The 16,049-nt window shown below is 34.9% G+C and carries 19 protein-coding genes; 17 read left to right on the top strand and 2 right to left on the bottom strand.

What is annotated here, in order from left to right:
• Positions 1-11: 11 nt before the first annotated feature.
• Positions 12-611, top strand: coding sequence for an HD domain-containing protein (locus tag JYK00_RS03545; protein ID WP_207567314.1), 600 nt, complete (start codon positions 12-14; stop codon positions 609-611).
• Here the strand turns inward: JYK00_RS03545 and lysA are convergent.
• Both lysA and JYK00_RS03535 read right to left on the bottom strand, forming a co-directional pair.
• Complete coding sequence (lysA, locus tag JYK00_RS03540; RefSeq protein ID WP_207567313.1) at positions 585-1,745, bottom strand: diaminopimelate decarboxylase; 1,161 nt, start codon at positions 1,743-1,745, stop codon at positions 585-587. The two genes, JYK00_RS03545 and lysA, sit on opposite strands and share 27 nt — an antisense overlap.
• Entirely contained in the window at positions 1,738-2,841 is a 1,104-nt protein-coding gene (locus JYK00_RS03535) for a M20 family metallopeptidase (protein WP_207567312.1), read from the bottom strand. The genes lysA and JYK00_RS03535 overlap by 8 nt, the downstream gene beginning before the upstream one ends.
• Positions 2,842-3,168: 327 nt before the next feature.
• Between JYK00_RS03535 and pheS the strand changes: the two genes are divergently transcribed.
• From pheS to JYK00_RS03460, 16 genes are all read left to right on the top strand, one after another.
• Positions 3,169-4,146 (top strand): phenylalanine--tRNA ligase subunit alpha, encoded by a 978-nt coding sequence (gene pheS / locus JYK00_RS03530; RefSeq protein ID WP_207567311.1) that lies wholly within the window; start codon positions 3,169-3,171, stop codon positions 4,144-4,146.
• A 9-nt stretch (positions 4,147-4,155) separates the two neighbouring features.
• Positions 4,156-5,082: a tRNA pseudouridine(55) synthase TruB gene (gene truB, locus JYK00_RS03525; protein ID WP_207567310.1), complete on the top strand. Its 927-nt coding sequence runs from the start codon at positions 4,156-4,158 to the stop codon at positions 5,080-5,082.
• A gap of 12 nt (positions 5,083-5,094) precedes the next feature.
• The gene (locus tag JYK00_RS09775; RefSeq protein ID WP_228288201.1) at positions 5,095-5,280 is read left to right on the top strand and encodes a hypothetical protein; all 186 of its coding nucleotides are present in this window, start codon (positions 5,095-5,097) and stop codon (positions 5,278-5,280) included.
• Positions 5,281-5,365: 85 nt separating this feature from the next.
• Complete coding sequence (locus JYK00_RS03520) at positions 5,366-6,169, top strand: DUF933 domain-containing protein (RefSeq protein WP_228288200.1); 804 nt, start codon at positions 5,366-5,368, stop codon at positions 6,167-6,169.
• A 17-nt stretch (positions 6,170-6,186) separates the two neighbouring features.
• The gene (locus JYK00_RS03515) at positions 6,187-6,423 is read left to right on the top strand and encodes a DUF370 domain-containing protein (RefSeq protein WP_207567309.1); all 237 of its coding nucleotides are present in this window, start codon (positions 6,187-6,189) and stop codon (positions 6,421-6,423) included.
• Positions 6,414-7,607, top strand: coding sequence for a TIGR04013 family B12-binding domain/radical SAM domain-containing protein (locus tag JYK00_RS03510; RefSeq protein ID WP_207567308.1), 1,194 nt, complete (start codon positions 6,414-6,416; stop codon positions 7,605-7,607). The genes JYK00_RS03515 and JYK00_RS03510 overlap by 10 nt, the downstream gene beginning before the upstream one ends.
• Positions 7,582-8,397, top strand: a complete 816-nt coding sequence (locus JYK00_RS03505) for a carbon-nitrogen hydrolase family protein (protein ID WP_207567307.1) — start codon at positions 7,582-7,584, stop codon at positions 8,395-8,397. Before JYK00_RS03510 ends, JYK00_RS03505 begins: the two co-directional genes overlap by 26 nt.
• Positions 8,394-9,134, top strand: a complete 741-nt coding sequence (locus JYK00_RS03500; protein WP_207567306.1) for a ZIP family metal transporter — start codon at positions 8,394-8,396, stop codon at positions 9,132-9,134. Before JYK00_RS03505 ends, JYK00_RS03500 begins: the two co-directional genes overlap by 4 nt.
• Positions 9,135-9,152: 18 nt before the next feature.
• On the top strand, positions 9,153-10,262 hold the full coding sequence (locus JYK00_RS03495; RefSeq protein ID WP_207567305.1) for a Gfo/Idh/MocA family protein: 1,110 nt from the start codon (positions 9,153-9,155) through the stop codon (positions 10,260-10,262).
• Positions 10,259-11,023 carry a TatD family hydrolase gene (locus tag JYK00_RS03490; RefSeq protein WP_207567304.1) on the top strand — a complete coding sequence of 255 codons (765 nt, stop codon included), beginning with the start codon at positions 10,259-10,261 and terminating at the stop codon, positions 11,021-11,023. Before JYK00_RS03495 ends, JYK00_RS03490 begins: the two co-directional genes overlap by 4 nt.
• Positions 11,020-11,592, top strand: a complete 573-nt coding sequence (ruvA, locus tag JYK00_RS03485; RefSeq protein ID WP_207567303.1) for a Holliday junction branch migration protein RuvA — start codon at positions 11,020-11,022, stop codon at positions 11,590-11,592. Before JYK00_RS03490 ends, ruvA begins: the two co-directional genes overlap by 4 nt.
• Before the next feature lie 5 nt (positions 11,593-11,597).
• The gene (locus JYK00_RS03480; protein ID WP_207567302.1) at positions 11,598-12,113 is read left to right on the top strand and encodes a hypothetical protein; all 516 of its coding nucleotides are present in this window, start codon (positions 11,598-11,600) and stop codon (positions 12,111-12,113) included.
• Between the two features lie 14 nt (positions 12,114-12,127).
• Positions 12,128-12,457, top strand: a complete 330-nt coding sequence (locus tag JYK00_RS03475; protein ID WP_207567301.1) for an iron-sulfur binding hydrogenase — start codon at positions 12,128-12,130, stop codon at positions 12,455-12,457.
• A gap of 4 nt (positions 12,458-12,461) precedes the next feature.
• Positions 12,462-13,166, top strand: a complete 705-nt coding sequence (locus JYK00_RS03470; RefSeq protein WP_228288199.1) for a PHP domain-containing protein — start codon at positions 12,462-12,464, stop codon at positions 13,164-13,166.
• Positions 13,154-13,708, top strand: a complete 555-nt coding sequence (locus JYK00_RS03465) for a sensor histidine kinase (protein ID WP_207567300.1) — start codon at positions 13,154-13,156, stop codon at positions 13,706-13,708. Before JYK00_RS03470 ends, JYK00_RS03465 begins: the two co-directional genes overlap by 13 nt.
• Positions 13,705-15,981, top strand: a complete 2,277-nt coding sequence (locus JYK00_RS03460) for a BamA/OMP85 family outer membrane protein (protein ID WP_207567299.1) — start codon at positions 13,705-13,707, stop codon at positions 15,979-15,981. Before JYK00_RS03465 ends, JYK00_RS03460 begins: the two co-directional genes overlap by 4 nt.
• The last annotated feature ends 68 nt before the right edge of the window (positions 15,982-16,049 follow it).

Raw genomic sequence — 16,049 nt, 5'->3', positions numbered from 1 at the left:
GGGTGAGAAGAATGGTATATCTAAAAGAAAAATGGAACATCATCAAAGAATTTGTAGAAAAGGAATTGGGAAAAAACGGTGAACATGGATTGGATCACATTTTAAGGGTTGTTCAATACTGCAAATATATCGGAAAAAGCGAAGGAGCTAATCTTGATATTCTTATTCCTGCAGCTTATCTTCACGACATTGCTCGTCCCATGGAAATTGAAACCCCATTAATAGATCACGCAGAAGAAGGAGCCAAAATTGCCGAAAAATTCCTCGAAAGTATAAATTATCCTTATATAGAAAATATTACTTACGCTATAAAAGTCCATCGCTATCGTAAAAATCTGACTCCAGAAACTCTTGAAGCGAAAATTTTACAGGACGCTGACAGGATAGATGCACTTGGTGCGATAGGAATCTACAGGGTAATATCTCATTCTGCAAAAACTAATCATAGTCTTGAACATATTTTGAAACATTTTGAAGAAAAAATTCTGAATCTTTACTCCAGACTATACACAAAAACAGCAAAACTAATAGCTTACGACAAACATAAGATGATAGTCAAATATGTTGAATTTTTAAAAGAAGAACTAAAATTTGTAGAGGTCAACTATTGACTCTCTTTTTCTTATTAATTCATAACTGCCATCTTTTTTCACTAAAATTTCAGCGGGACGTAGTGTTCCATTGTAATTGTTTGCCATAGAATAACCGTATGCCCCCACGTTGTAAACAACAAATATGTCACCTGGTGCTGGTCTTGGTAGAGTAATCTCTTTAACTATAAAATCACCTGTTTCACACAAAGGGCCAACAACATCTGCTATTATCTTTTTCGTACTTTTAGATACTACATTTTCCACTTTGTGAAATGCTCCGTATAATGAAGGCCTTATAAGATGATTCATCCCTGTATCAACAACAATAAAATTTTTATACTCTGTTTCTTTAATACGAACAACTTTTGTTAAAAGAACACCAGCAGGTGCGAAAATAAACCTTCCCACTTCGTTTAAAACCAATTCAAAATTCTGAAGCAATGGTATTATTACTTTTCGGTACTTTTCTAAATCCAATTCTTTTTCTTCCTCTTTATAACGTACTCCCCATCCACCACCTATGTTAATTTTTTTTATTTCATATTTTTTTGCAAGATTGATTGTTTTTTCTATCGCTTCTTTAAATGGCGCAACCTCCAATATTTGCGAACCTATATGTATGTGAAAGCCAGATATTTTTCCTCTGTATTTACTTAAAAGTGCTTCTGCCTGTTGAAACGACATACCAAATTTGTGTATTTTCAAACCAGTGGAAATATAAGGATGTGTTTTCGGATCAACATCTGGATTGACGCGCAAAAAAAGTTCCATATTCGTCTCTGAATTTTTCCAGAGCTCTTCAAATTCTTCTACTGAATCCACATTCACGTATCCTATGTGTTGTTCTTCCATATATTTTTGTTGTTCTTTTGTTTTACCGTTTCCATTCCATATAATCTTTTCTGGAGAAATTCCCGCAAGTTTACACGCATATAACTCTCCCTCTCCCAGTACATCTGCTCCAAAACCAATATTTGAAAGTATAGAAAGAAGATGTGGGTTGTTATTCGCCTTAACCGCAACAGTTGGCAAAAACTTAACCCCTTCGAATGTCTTTAAAACTCTCAAAGCCCTTTCCTCAAGTACAGATTCAAAATAAACATAAACTGGTGTACCATATTCATTAGCTATTTCTTTTAAGAGCTCATTCATTCTCCATCAGCTCCTTCAAAAAGTTGTACATAAGTTCAGCAAGAGGTTTTATCACATCATCCTCCGGTAAAAATTCCGGGTTATGCAAACCTTTTCTCTCTCCTTTTGAAACTCCTGCCCAAAACAATAATGATGGATATTTTAAGGAAAAATATCCAAAATCCTCTCCTGTGAATTTCATATTACATTCTACAAAATGAAAATTATTTCTTTTACACACGCTTTTTAACTTATTTAATAAAGACTCATCGACAACTACCTGTGGATAAACACTTCCCCTGGAAATAGAAAAGTCTCCGGAATATTTTTTTGAAATTTGTGACGCTATTTTTGAAATCTCAGATATAACCTCTTCAGTTATATTCAAAGAAGGACTTCTAATACTCCCCATTATAACTGTTTCTCTGGCAACTATATTTCTAACATCGCCACCTGAAATTTTGCCAAATCCAACAAGAACATCCTCCTGAAAATTTTTGTTGTAATGAACACTCAAAAATTCTGAGGCCATTCTCAGAGAATCAATACCCTCGCTGTAAAAAGCAATATGTGCTGGTTTACCTACAAATGTGATATCAATTTCTGTTGCAGAAGCAAACAACGTACCAGCGCGCGATGCTATTGTGCCGAATTCGTACTCATCTGTAACGTGCAAGGCTACAGCATATTTTACAGGTAATTCATCAAGCTCTTCAAGAACATACTTTGCTCCTCCACCTGTTTCTTCTGCAGGTTGAAAAACAAATACAAAATTCTCATCTATATTGGAATTAATAATCTTTTTAATAAGCTCATACTCAACTGCCATATGAACATCATGTCCACAGGCATGCATATTACCATTTTTAGATGCAAACTTCCAATTGGTTTTTTCCACAATAGGAAGCCCATCCATATCCGCCCTGTAGAGAATAAACGGACCAGTTGGCTTATTCTTATAAATAGCCATAACCCCTGTCTCGGCTATTTTATACACTGTCAATTTTTCACATTGCATCTCTTTAAGTGCGTTAATCAAAATCCTTTGAGTTTCATATTCATGAAAAGCTATTTCTGGCGTTTGATGTAATAAATGCCTGAGCTCTATAGAATCCATATTAATTACCTCCCTACAACAAATCTGTAACTTCACTAACCTTATTAACCCTCGCAGGATCTTTCGCACTTCGTGCTCAGAACAAGCCTTGCCAACCTCACTAATTTATAAGATTCTTCGCGCTACGCGCTCAGAATGACAGAAATAATGAGGCCAACCCTCGCTGTTCTTTGTCATCCTGAGGAGTGGGAAGGCGAAGGATCTTTCCCTTACTGTCATTCCGAACGCATGTGAGGAATCTTTTTCTCAAACTCTCGCTAATCTTAATAATAACACATCTATGTTATAATTAAAATTAGTTTTTAAGAAACCTCTGGAGGTGTTTATATGGATGAAATCACAAAAATAGTCCAACAGGCTCTTGAAGAAATTCAAAACTGTGAAAACTCCTCGGAACTTAATAGTGTCAGGGTAAAATATCTTGGAAAAAAAGGAATAGTTACCTCTCTTATGAAAAAACTTAAAGAGCTGGCTCCTGAAGAACGGCCAATCTTTGGTGCTGCCGTAAATAAAGCAAAAAATGAGTTACTGAAAAAAATAAATGAAAAATTAGACGAATTATCTCAAAGGGAAAAAGAAAAGAAATATGCAGCCATGGCAGTAGATGTAACTTTACCCGGGGCCCGAAAAGATATTGGACATTTTCATATTCTAACTCAAATTCAAAAAGAACTGGAAGATATCTTCATTTCCATGGGATTTTCGGTGGTAGAAGGGCCAGAAGTTGAAGATACATGGCATAACTTTGACGCGCTTAACACTCCAGAGTGGCATCCAGCCCGGGATGTTCAGGATTCTTTTTATTTCACGGATAAAATTTTACTCCGTACCCATACTTCACCTGTCCAGATTAGAACTATGCTCAACACGCAACCTCCTATAGCTATAATATCTCCGGGGCGTGTTTATAGAAGAGATTATGATGCCACACATCTCCCCATGTTCACACAAATGGAGGGACTATTTGTAGATAAAAATGTAACAGTAAAGCATCTGAAATATTGTCTCGAAGAAATGGTTACAAGAGTTTTTGGAAAAGATGCAAAAATAAGGCTTAAACCAAGTTTTTTCCCGTTTACTGAACCGAGTTTCGAAGTAGATGTATGGTTTGGAAACGACTGGCTGGAAATTTTAGGAGCTGGCATGGTAGATCCGAATGTGTTCAAAAGCGTGGGATACGATCCGGAAATATGGTCTGGTTTTGCATTTGGTCTTGGATTGGAAAGAATAGCCATGGTAAAGTATGGAATAAAAGACATTAGAGACTTTATTAGAAATGATGTAAAATTCTTAGAAAACTATTAAGGTGATGCTGTGAGAGGCATATTGAATGTTTATAAGCCAAAAGGTGTGACATCTCATGATGTAGTTGATGAAATAAGGAGAAAATTATCAATAAAACGCGTGGGTCACGCAGGTACACTTGACCCTTTTGCCGAAGGAGTTTTAATCATAGGGGTAGGAGATGCTACTCGAATACTCGAGTACTTAAAAGTTCTGGAAAAAAAATACTATGTAAAAGCTATTCTTGGTGTTATTACAGAAACATTTGACATTACCGGTGAAGTAGTAGAAAATAAAAATTGCGATATAACATCACAGGAACTTAAAGATGCTATTCTGTCATTTAAGGGAAAATATTTGCAGGTTCCCCCGGCATATTCTGCAAAAAAATACAAAGGGAAAAAATTGTATCAGTTTGCCAGGCAAGGGAATATAATTTCGCTTCCACCAAAAGAAGTTGAAATCTTTGATATATCGAATATCAAAATTGAGTTACCTTATTTTTCATTTAAAGTAACTACCTCACCTGGAACGTACATAAGAAGTCTCTGTATGGATATAGGGTACAAAGTCGGGTGTGGAGCAACAAGTGTTGAACTTGTAAGATTAGCTGTTGGCGAATATGAAATTCAAAATTCAATAAATCCTTATGAAAATGATTCTCAAAGGATTAAAAAAGCTCTTATTCCAATAGAAGAAGCGATAACTCTACCAAAGGTTGAGGTTTATGGAGAATACGTTGAAAATATATTTAACGGCGTTCAACCACGTCTGGAGTTCATCAAAGAAATAATCTCGCCATTTCGAAAAGGTGAAGATGTTGCTATATACTGGCAGGGGAAAATAATAGCTATAGCAACAGCGGAAAGAAATTCAAAATTTTTCAAAACGCTTTACAACCAGGAACGTTTTGGAGAAAGAGTCTTTACTTTAAAAAAGGTTTTCAAAAATCTGTAAGGAGGAGAAAATTTGAAAGTTGGAATCATTGGACTTCCCATGGTTGGAAAAACAACAGTTTTTTCATTGCTAACAGGATTACAGGTAGATCCATATTCTCCTGCACACCAAAAAGGTGTAGCAAAAGTTTATGATAAAAGGGTAAAAGTGTTATCGGAGATGTATCAACCAAAAAAAGACTATCTACGCAACACTTGAGTTTTATGACACCCCATCTTTAAACCCTGACGACCAAAAAAGTCGCTCTCAGGTTTTTAACGTTGTTCAAAATGCAGAAGCATTGTTGCTGGTCCTGAGGGCATTTGAAAATGAAAGCGTTCCATACCCTGAAAAAGGAGATACTCCCTTTTCACAATTAAAACTAACTCTGGATGAATTTATATTCAGAGATCTTGAAGTTGTTACAAACCGGATAGAAAAACTTGAAAATGCTAAAAGAAAATTGGATAACAAAGAAGAAAATGAATTAAAAATTCTAAAAATAATGAGGGAAATATTAGAAAATGAAAAATTCCTTTCCCAGCATAGAGAAGAATTTTCTGAAGATCAAATAAAACTTGTCTCAAGTTTTTCCCTGGTAACACTCAAACCCATAGTGGTAGCTGTGAATTTAGACGAAAATCAGTTTACAAATGATAATTACCCATCAAAAGATGATGTATTGAAACTCTGTAAAAACTATAACTTCGCTTATCTGCAGCTTTGTGGGCAATTAGAAAAAGAGATAAGCGAACTTCCCGAAGAGGAACGCTTAGAATTTTTAAAAGAACTTGGTATAGAAGAAACAGGAATCGAACGTTTATCCAAAACTATGTATAATCAGCTTGGATTAATATCATTTTTCACTGTTGGAAAAGATGAAGTAAGAGCGTGGACTTTGAGAAAGGGAAGTTCAGCAGTTGATGCAGCAGGAGTAATTCATACAGATTTAGCCCGTGGATTTATAAAAGCAGAAATAATGAAATATGAAGATCTGGTAAAATTTGGAAGTGAAAAAGAAGTAAAAGAAAAGGGACTCATGAAACTCGTTGGAAAAGATTATATCGTACAGGATGGTGATATAATTACTGTGCGATTCAACGTATAATACGAGGAGGTAAAAACATGAAACAGGTTGTAAAAATCAACAATAATGTATTTGTACCAAGAAACAGAATAATAGCGGTACTCCCTGTTTCTTCCGCTGTAGCAAGAAAAATAAGAGGCATGAACAAACTGGGAGGCACTATAGTTAATATGACTTATGGAAAAGAGGCAAAAAGTATTTTAATTATGGATAGCGGGCATGTTTTTGTACTAGCAGAAACACTTGAAGAGGTTGACGAGGCGCTGTGGAAATAAAGCGAATTGTTTTCCGTTCCACACAAACAAATAGATACAGTATTACCGCCCTTGTTGCATCTATTTACAACAACAAATCTGATATAGAGCTTATTGAAGTTCGAGCTCTGGAAGATGTCCTGAACATAGATTCCAGAAATACTGTTGTACTTTATTCTTTTATGAGTTTTGATTGGCCCTACGTAAAAAAAGAAGCAAAAATTTTAAAAGAAAAGGGATACACACTTATAGCCGGCGGACCACATGTAACAGCTCTTCCTGAACAGGTATTAAATGCAGGTTTTGACTTCGTGTTTATCGGGGATGGGGAAGAAAATATATTAAAATTTTTACATAAAGAGTATCCTGAAAATAATATTTACGACGGTGTAAAAAACAGAATCATCCTTGACAGATATCCACCTTTTTGTCCGGAAAAAAATCTTTATATGCCTATTGAAATATCAAGAGGATGTCCTTTTGATTGCGGATATTGTCAAACACCCAGACTCGCGGGTAAAGTTGTAAGACATAGATCTGTTGAGCAAATAATCGAATATACAAAAATAGGAGTTAAAAATGGCAGAAAAATTGCAAGATTTATCTCTCCCAATTCTTTTGGTTATGGAAGTAAAAATGGTGTTACCCCACAACCTCATATAGTTGACGAACTCTTATACAATCTTAAAAAAGTTGGAGTAGAAGAAATTTATTTTGGAACATTTCCTTCTGATGTAAGACCTGAAAGCATCAATAAAGAAATTTTAAAAGTTATAAAGAAATATGTCAATAATAAATACATAGTAATAGGCGCTCAAAGTGGAAGTGATAGAGTCCTCAAACTTATCAGAAGGGGACATTCAACGGAACAAATTGAGTATGCCCTTGAACTATTAAAAAGATACGATTTTATTCCAAGAGTAGACTTTATTTTTGGATTTCCATTTGAAACACACGAAGATATACAAAAGACTTTTGAATTTATTAAAAAAATCGTTGAAAAGTATAAAGCTAAAGTTCATGCACATACTTTTATGCCACTACCTGGTACTCCACTTTCAAACATTGGTCCAGGCATATTAAAAAAAGAACATTACAAATTTTTGGGATATTTAACTTCGCAGGGATATTTAGATGGCTACTGGATGAAGCAGGAAGAACTTTCAAGGAGGGTAGCCAGTGTTAATAACATCAGCTCAGTTTGAACCAGTTCCTGGAAAATTTAAAGAAAACTTTGAAAAACATATAGAATTTATAGAAAAAGCGGGAAGCATAGGTGCTGATATAATACTTTTTCCCGAACTCTCTTTAAGTGGATATACTTACAACCCCGAAATCCTTGAGAACTCAATAGATTTTTTCAAAAAAATAAAAGAAGATCTTTTAAAACTTTCTCGAAAATACAATATAGCTATAATAGGCGGAATCCCAAGAAAAATACAGGGTAAGCTCAGAAACTCTGTTTTTGTTTTCAGGAAAAAGAAAGAAATTTTATTTTACGACAAAACCCACCTTTTTCGTAAAGAAAAGGAAGTCTTTGAATCAGGAGAACACTTCCTGCTATTCAGATTCTCAGGAGTAAATTTTGGAATTTTTATATGCTATGAAGTTGGATTTCCTGAAATTGCAAGAATACTCGCTTTAAATGGCGCAGAAGTATTTCTGGTTCCTTTTGCCTTTGGAAAAGAACGTGCACACATTTATGATATAGCCACGCGCTCTCGAGCTCTTGAAAACGGAGCTTTTTTAGTAACCTCATCAACAGCCGGAAAAGGGATAATGGATTATATTGGAAAATCAAGACTCATCAACCCAAGGGGAGACATAGTTGTCGAAGCAGTTCAAAAAGAAGAGTTAATAGCCTCAGAAATCGATGTTCAACAGCTGCATCATTACCGTTTTATAGAATCTGGTGATTCTCACGCTTATTTTTTGAATAGAAGAGAAGAATTATACCAGACAACGAAAGTTATGAAAAAGGGGAAATTGTTATGAATAATTTCTGGTTTGGAGTGTTTTTAAGTTCAGCTGCGGGGCTTGCTACTTCTCTGGGTGCAATACCTTTTTTAATCTTTAAAAAACACATAAACGAAAAATTCATTGATGCTTTGCTGGGAATGGCGGCGGGCATTATGCTCGCAGCCAGTGCTTTTAGTCTTATAGCACCTGCAATAGAAATGGGCGGATTAATAAGATTTCTAATAGGTTTTTTTCTGGGAGCTGTTCTCGTCGATCTAATGGACAAATACTCGCCACATGAGCATTTTCTAAAAGGCCATGAGGGAATGGATATAAAAAGATTAAGCAAGATATGGTTATTTGTAATAGCTATTACCATTCATAACCTTCCAGAAGGTATGGCTGTAGGTGTAAGTGCCTTTTCTGATCAGGCTTATAACATAGCATTTGCAATAGGTGCTCAAAACATTCCTGAAGGGGCAGCGGTGGCAGCCGCGCTGATAAACACCGGATATAAACCTATGACTGCTTTTCTTATATCATTTTTAACAGGTGTCGTGGAAATATTAGGTGGAATTCTGGGAGCAGGTATAGTTTCAATAAGCCAGGCTATACTCCCATACATGATGGCATTTGCTGGAGGAGCTATGATTTTCATTATAAGTGATGAAGTGATACCAGAAACGCATCTGAGAGGAAATGAACGTCTGTCAACTTATTTCCTCGTCATAGGTTTTTTTATAATGTCAGCTCTCGATGTAATTTTAGGATAACAATGAAGGAGGAATGATATGCAAAAACTCAGACTTGCACTTATAGGATGTGGGAGAATTGGTACAAAGAAACATATCGAAGCACTTATAAAAAATCACGATATTATTGAAACTGTAGCCGTTTGCGATATAATAAAGGACAAAGCTGAAAATTGCGCGAATATTTTCGAAAAAAGCACAGGAAGAAAGCCAGAAGTAGTTACGGACTATAAAAAAATTCTTTTAAGAGAAGATATTGATGCAGTAGCAATAGCAACCGAAAGCGGTTTTCACTATGAAATTTCAATGGAAAGTCTAATCTCAAATAAGCATGTTCTCGTTGAAAAACCCATGGCACTATCCACACTTCATATGGAAGAAATGATAACAACTGCTAAAAGTAAAAATCTAAAACTCGCCGTATGTTTTCAAAACAGATTTAATCCTCCCATTCAGGAATTAAGAAAAAAAATAGATTCTAACGCATTTGGAAAAATAAATTACGGAGTTGCAACCATTAGGTGGAATAGAAACGAAAACTATTACAAACAAGCCCCCTGGCGTGGCACATGGAACCAGGATGGCGGAGCATTAATGAATCAGTGTACACATAATATCGACCTTCTTCAATGGATGCTTGGAGGAGAAATAGATGAAATTTATGGCCACATAGAAAATTTTATTCATCCTCAAATAGAAACTGAAGATTTTGGAGTAGCCATAATAAAATTTAAAAACGGTACAGTTGGTATACTGGAGGGCACGACATCTATTTTCCCAAAAAATCTTCATGAAAAATTATCAATTTTCGGGGAAAAAGGAACTGTAATTATTGGAGGACTTGCTGTTAATCGCATAGAAACCTGGAAATTCGAAAACGAAGCAGATCATCCTTTTATGAATCTGCCTGACCCGGATACAGTTTATGGTTACGGGCACGTTCCTTTATACAAAGATTTTTACGAAGCAATAGAAAAAGATAGAAAACCATATATATCCGGTGAAGACGGGAAAAAAGCTGTTGAAATAGTGCTGGCCATCTACAAATCTGCTATTGAAAGAAAACCAGTAAAATTCCCTGTTTCTTTTTCAACTTACGATATGCAAAAATTTTTTGAAATGAAAAATATTCAGGGAGTGAGCAGATGAGACTCGTAGACACTCATGCACATATTCATATGCCGCATTTTGACAATGATCGTGAGACCATTATTCAAAAATTTGAAAATGATAATATGGAATTTATCATAAACGTTGGAACTGATCTTGATGATAGCCGGATCTGTGTGGAACTTGCGAATAAATATAAAAAAATATTTGCCTCTGTTGGAGTCCACCCACATGACAGTAAAGATACAGATAATGAATATCTAAATCGCTTAAAAAAGCTTGCTGTTATGCCAAAAGTTGTTGCCATAGGAGAAATAGGATTAGATTATTACCGTAACTTTTCCCCAAAAGAAATCCAGCAAAAAGTATTTGCAGAGCAACTCTTACTTGCAAAAGAGTTGAACCTTCCAATAATAGTGCATATCAGGGAAGCTTTTGAGGATGCCTATAATATCCTGGAAACTATTGGCATCCCGGAAAAGGGGGGCGTTGTACATTCTTTTAGTGGAAATACCAGCTGGGCTATAAAGTTCCTTAAACTCGGACTTTTGATAGGAATAAGTGGACCTGTAACTTACAGGAGAAACCACTCTCTTCGAGAAACAGTCCAAAAAATAGGAGAAAACAATATACTTCCAGAAACAGATTGCCCATATTTACCCCCACAGCCTGTTCGTGGGAAACGAAATGAACCAGTCTATGTAAAATACATTTTCAACCAGATAAATGATATAATAGGTAGAGATGTTTCTGAAATCCTCATTCAAAATGCCGTTGAATTATTCGGGGTGAATATATGATTTATGCAGTAAAAGGGTTGCTGTACTCCGTTTTAGACGGTAAGGCTTATGTTGATGTAGGAAATTTTATTCTCGAAATAGTTGTTGGAAACACAGTAGAACTATCTGGTTTAACAGGAAGTGAAATCAAGTTTTATACAAAACTTATAATATCAGAAGATAATATAACACTTTATGGATTTGGGGAGGAAAAAAAATTAAGACTTTTTGAAAAACTCATAAGCGTTTCAAAATTAGGTCCAAAAACTGCTTTGAAAATCTTATCAACAAATAACGTAGAAGAAATAGTTGCAAAAATAATAAATGAAGACGCAAAGGGATTATCACAACTTCCAGGAATCGGAAAGAAGACTGCAGAACGTATTATAATGGAGCTCAAAGATAATTTAGCTGAATTTAACGTTTCTTTTAGTGAAAAAGACAAAAAAATGCAGGAGGCAATTGAAGCACTTACTACACTTGGTTTTTCTCCTAATCAATCTCGGAAGGCTGTAAATAGTGTAGCAGAAACGAACGACTCCTTAGATGAAATTATTAAAAAAGCGTTAAAACATTTAACCAGGAGTTGAGCACCATGGTTGAAGGCATTTCAGCCATCTCTAACCCCACTCTTGGTTACAAACTTGATCCAGGAGAACCCGGACTTTCCAACAGCGCTCCTGCAAGCAGGAGTGTTTTAAGGGTACTTACACAGGAATTAAGTAATTATTATGCATTTCAAAGAGAAGCATTGAGACAGGGCGGTTTCATTATATCTGGTGGAATATCTCTCGATTTCAGAAAAAGGGGATCTTTTCTTGCAGCTGTCGCGGGAAAAACAAAAGTCTGGATGTACATACCTAAATCAAATCCATGGGAAAAGCCAGAAGATACTAAAACAAACGACGAAGGCTCACAGGATGTAAGTAAAACAGATATTTCTGAAAAAATCAGAGAGTTACGTTTGAAATTGCAAACTACAAAAGATCCTGTTGAGATAGAAAAAATCGAAAGAGAAATACTCCTCCTTGAAATGGCCATGAACGCGTTGATGCTTGGAATGAATTTACCAAAATTTTTAATAGGCACACTATTTGATCAAATAGCATGAAAGGACGTGATACTGTGAATTTAAAAGATATTGTAGCATCACTTGATGCAGAAATTGTTTTTTTAAGTAATGATTGTGAAATAATTCACGCATACACCGGGGATTTATTGAGCCTTGTTATGAAAAATGCAAAAAACGATTCCATATGGATCACTGTGCAAAACCACGTCAATATAATAGCCGTCGCCTCTTTAGTTGGAATCAGAGCTATTATACTCTGTGATGATCTTAACTTCCCTTCTGAAACTGTGGAAAAGGCAAAAAGTGAAGGAATTTCTCTAATAAAATCCAGGGATAATGCCTTTGTAGTTTCAGGAAAAATATATCAGCTGGGCATAAGGTAATATAATGCAATACAAGTGCGATTTACATGTTCACAGTTGTTTATCACCATGTGCCGATATAAGTATGGTGCCCTCTGAGCTTGCCAAACTTTCAGCAGAAATCACCGCTATTACTGATCATAATTCAGGTGGAAATGTCGAAGCCTTTTCAAAAAAATTCTCCGCCGAAAGAAAACTTATAGTACCTGGTATTGAAATACAAACAATAGAAGACGTCCATATTCTGGGATATTTCCCTGATATAAACCAGCTAAAAAAAGTTACAGAAATAGTGTACCAGAATCTTCCAGAAATTAATTATGACCCCGAAAAATTTGGTTACCAGATATATACAGATGAAAATGATAAATTTACTGCCCTTGAGAACCTTCCCCTTGGTTTTCCAATTTCTCTCTCCCTTGAAAGTGTTATAGAAATTATCTTAAAACATCATGGAGTTCCTGTTTATGCACATATAAACAGAAAATTTGGTGTAATGTATCAACTTGGTTTAATTCCAGACCATCCTGTAAACATTGCAGAAGCTACAACAATAGAAGAGCTTGGCTTTATAAGAAAAAAAGGCCTCATTGCATTATCATCTTCTGATGCACATTTTCTTAACCAGTTAAACACGAGGTATAGTATAATAGAATGTGAAAAGTTATCTTTAAACTCTTTTTTTAACGCTTTAGTCAGGGGAAAGGTGAAAACTATATGGGACTTATAACACTCTCTGACCATGTACATGACATAGTCGAAAATTCCATAAAAGCGGGAGCTACCAATATAAAACTTATAATAAATGAAACCAGAGATAAATTCGAATTTTGTGTAGAAGATAATGGACCAGGTATCCCTGAAGAAATCTTAACCAGGATATTCGATCCATTTTATACTACAAGGTCTAAAAAAATAAGAAAGGTCGGTCTGGGGCTTCCTTTTTTAAAACAGGCAACGGAAATGACCGGTGGCTTTGTGAATTTAACAAGTAAAAAAGGTGTGGGAACAACAATAAAGGCTCTATTTTTTAAATCACACATAGATTGTCAACCTGTGGGAAATTTAGTGGATACTATCTTTGCACTTTTACTGAATCAAGAAATAAATTGGTACATCAAAAGATGTTTTGAAAACGATTGTTATGAAATTGACTCCAGTACAATAGAAAAACACCTTGGAAAAATAAACACCCCTTCAAAAATGAAATTATTAGGAGATTTTTTAAAAGAATTAGAAAAAATGCTAAAAGATGGGGAGGATAACATATGAAAAAATTATTTCTAATCATTGGATTCATTTTAACACTTTCTCTTTATGTTCAGGGTGAAGTATTGAACTCCGTAACTTTTGAAGGTCTTAAAACTGTTCCAAAGGCAGAGTTAGAAAGTTATTATGAAGATTACATAAACCTTGATATTAACGACTATGCTATCGAAGATATCGTATCAAAAGTAAGGGCAACTGGCTATTTTTCCTCAGTTGAGTATACAAAAATAGCTTCTGGAAATAATATTGACCTGGTAATAAAAGTTTCGGAAAATTCCCCTATAGAAAGTATAAATTTAAACATAAACGGCGCAGGACTTATTGACAGAGAAACAATTGAAGCTTCCATTACCCTTGAAGAAAACAAGGCGTTTAGTTTTGTTCAATTCAAAAAAAGTATTGAAAACATAAGTGAACTTTATAAAGAACAGGGATATATTGTTAGTAACGTATTTTCAAAAAACAAAGACGAATCATTTGTATACATCAGTGGTAAAATTAACGGAAAAAACATAACTTTTAGCGTAACAGAATACGCACTGTATGATGTGGAATTTTCTGGAAATATAAAAGGTTTAGAAGAAGAATTTCAAAAAATCAATAATGAAATAAAAGTAAAAAGGTATAAAAATTATCTTTCTAAAGGACCAATATTACGCTTCTTTGATGACGAAAAATCCTACTACCCAAAAGCCTCAGATTTGCAAACGATTTTTCAACAACTCAGCAACTATGTGTATTTTTCCCCATACACAAATATACAATTTCTAACCGTTGACAGTGAAAAACCTGCAAAAATTTTAAAAATACTGGTTGTACAAAACACCATTGTAAGAAGCCCTACATACGTTGAAAAGATAGAAATTACAGGAAACAGCATTTATACCTTCGACGATATAAGTTCAACTCCGTCTGCAACATATACAAATGCTCAACTGTTAAAAATTTTACAAAAAGTAAAAGATAAATACAATAAAGGCACCTATTTTGTTAACCTTTCCGCTGATGTCAGGGAAAATGTGTTTCTAATCAACGTTGTGGAAATGAAATTTGGCAAAGTAACTGTTTCAGGAAACACAAGAACAAAACTATACACTTTTGATGACCTGATAAAAATAAAATCGGGCGATTTTGCAAACAAAAAGGCACTGCAGGAAACATATATTGAAATTTACAAATTACAATACTTTGATAATATAGACTTTGATATAACTCCAGAAGGTACAAACACATTAAATACAACACTTATACTAACCGAAAAAGAGAAAAAATTCAATTTTCTTGGCGGAGGTACATGGGGACCTGTTGAGGGAAAACCGTGGTACGAAGGATTCGCAGCTCAAGTACAGATAAGCGCTATTAATCCTGTAGGCTTTGGACAAACTATAAGTTCTTCTATAAACCTTGGAGTTAATTCAAAAAATATAAGTCTTGAATACGGAATAAGAAAACCAAACAATTTACCACTGAAACTCTCTGGTAAAATTTCCTATAATCTTTCCTCAACAACAGATTCAACAACGGTGTACATTCTATCAGAGGACTCCACAAAAACAACCGAAACATCAACAAATCTTACAAAAATTTCAGGGAGTATTTCCCTTAGCACTTTAAAAATTAACAATAATACTTTTTCATTTGGTGCTGGTGTTTCTTTAAAGAATTACGAAACTACCGTTTCAACAACAACGTCAGGTTCTACAGAAACATTAACAAACACCACAACTTCAAAATATACAAGCGCATATGCAATTTTTGGGTATGCGTATGAAAACCTCGACGATCTTATAATACCCACAAAAGGATTTTATTTCTCCTCACTTGTCCAAAAATACTTTAGAATAGATGGAGATGCTCCCGTTGCATGGAAATTACAGGAAGATGTAAGCCTCCACGTTCCAATAAAAGATACCAATTTCAGTTTAGCGGGAAGAATTTATGGAGCACAAATCTTTCAGGATTCTGGTGAAAATCTTGTTAATTATCTATCCGGACTAAATGGAATAAGAGGATTGGAACTCTCTGGAAAAATGGTTGCATTAGCAAGTTTTGAAATACGTTATGTTGATAAAGAATCTCAAACACCTTATTACATAGCAGCCTTTGCCGATACAGGTACAGCTGGAGAGTCTTATTTGACTGCCCCATGGAAATGGACCGGAGGAATAGAACTTGGCTTGCAGGTTCCAATGTTTGGCCTCATACGTGTAGGTGAAGCATATTTATTTGAACAAAATAAATGGAACTTTTTCTTCTTAATGGGAAAAACATTCTAATTATTCAATCAGAATGCTTTTGATTTTCTTTTTTAACAGGGGTTTGTGATAAAATCGTGTAGAGAAAG

It is taken from the genome of Thermosipho ferrireducens, assembly GCF_017358165.1.
Lineage (GTDB): Bacteria > Thermotogota > Thermotogae > Thermotogales > Fervidobacteriaceae > Thermosipho_B > Thermosipho_B ferrireducens.
Note: the sequence above shows the minus strand (reverse complement) of the source record. Positions and strands in the feature narration are given on the sequence as shown.

What these genes read in the sequence shown, in the direction of transcription:
- JYK00_RS03495 (WP_207567305.1), top strand. Translation starts at nt 9,153, where the DNA reads ATGCAAAAACTCAGACTTGCACTTATAGGATGTGGGAGAATTGGTACA.
- JYK00_RS03545 (WP_207567314.1), top strand. Translation starts at nt 12, where the DNA reads ATGGTATATCTAAAAGAAAAATGGAACATCATCAAAGAATTTGTAGAA.
- ruvA (WP_207567303.1), top strand. Translation starts at nt 11,020, where the DNA reads ATGATTTATGCAGTAAAAGGGTTGCTGTACTCCGTTTTAGACGGTAAG.
- JYK00_RS03535 (WP_207567312.1), bottom strand. Translation starts at nt 2,841, where the DNA reads ATGGATTCTATAGAGCTCAGGCATTTATTACATCAAACGCCAGAAATA.
- JYK00_RS03465 (WP_207567300.1), top strand. Translation starts at nt 13,154, where the DNA reads ATGGGACTTATAACACTCTCTGACCATGTACATGACATAGTCGAAAAT.
- JYK00_RS03480 (WP_207567302.1), top strand. Translation starts at nt 11,598, where the DNA reads ATGGTTGAAGGCATTTCAGCCATCTCTAACCCCACTCTTGGTTACAAA.
- JYK00_RS03490 (WP_207567304.1), top strand. Translation starts at nt 10,259, where the DNA reads ATGAGACTCGTAGACACTCATGCACATATTCATATGCCGCATTTTGAC.
- JYK00_RS03515 (WP_207567309.1), top strand. Translation starts at nt 6,187, where the DNA reads ATGAAACAGGTTGTAAAAATCAACAATAATGTATTTGTACCAAGAAAC.
- lysA (WP_207567313.1), bottom strand. Translation starts at nt 1,745, where the DNA reads ATGAATGAGCTCTTAAAAGAAATAGCTAATGAATATGGTACACCAGTT.
- pheS (WP_207567311.1), top strand. Translation starts at nt 3,169, where the DNA reads ATGGATGAAATCACAAAAATAGTCCAACAGGCTCTTGAAGAAATTCAA.
- JYK00_RS03500 (WP_207567306.1), top strand. Translation starts at nt 8,394, where the DNA reads ATGAATAATTTCTGGTTTGGAGTGTTTTTAAGTTCAGCTGCGGGGCTT.
- JYK00_RS03470 (WP_228288199.1), top strand. Translation starts at nt 12,462, where the DNA reads ATGCAATACAAGTGCGATTTACATGTTCACAGTTGTTTATCACCATGT.
- JYK00_RS03460 (WP_207567299.1), top strand. Translation starts at nt 13,705, where the DNA reads ATGAAAAAATTATTTCTAATCATTGGATTCATTTTAACACTTTCTCTT.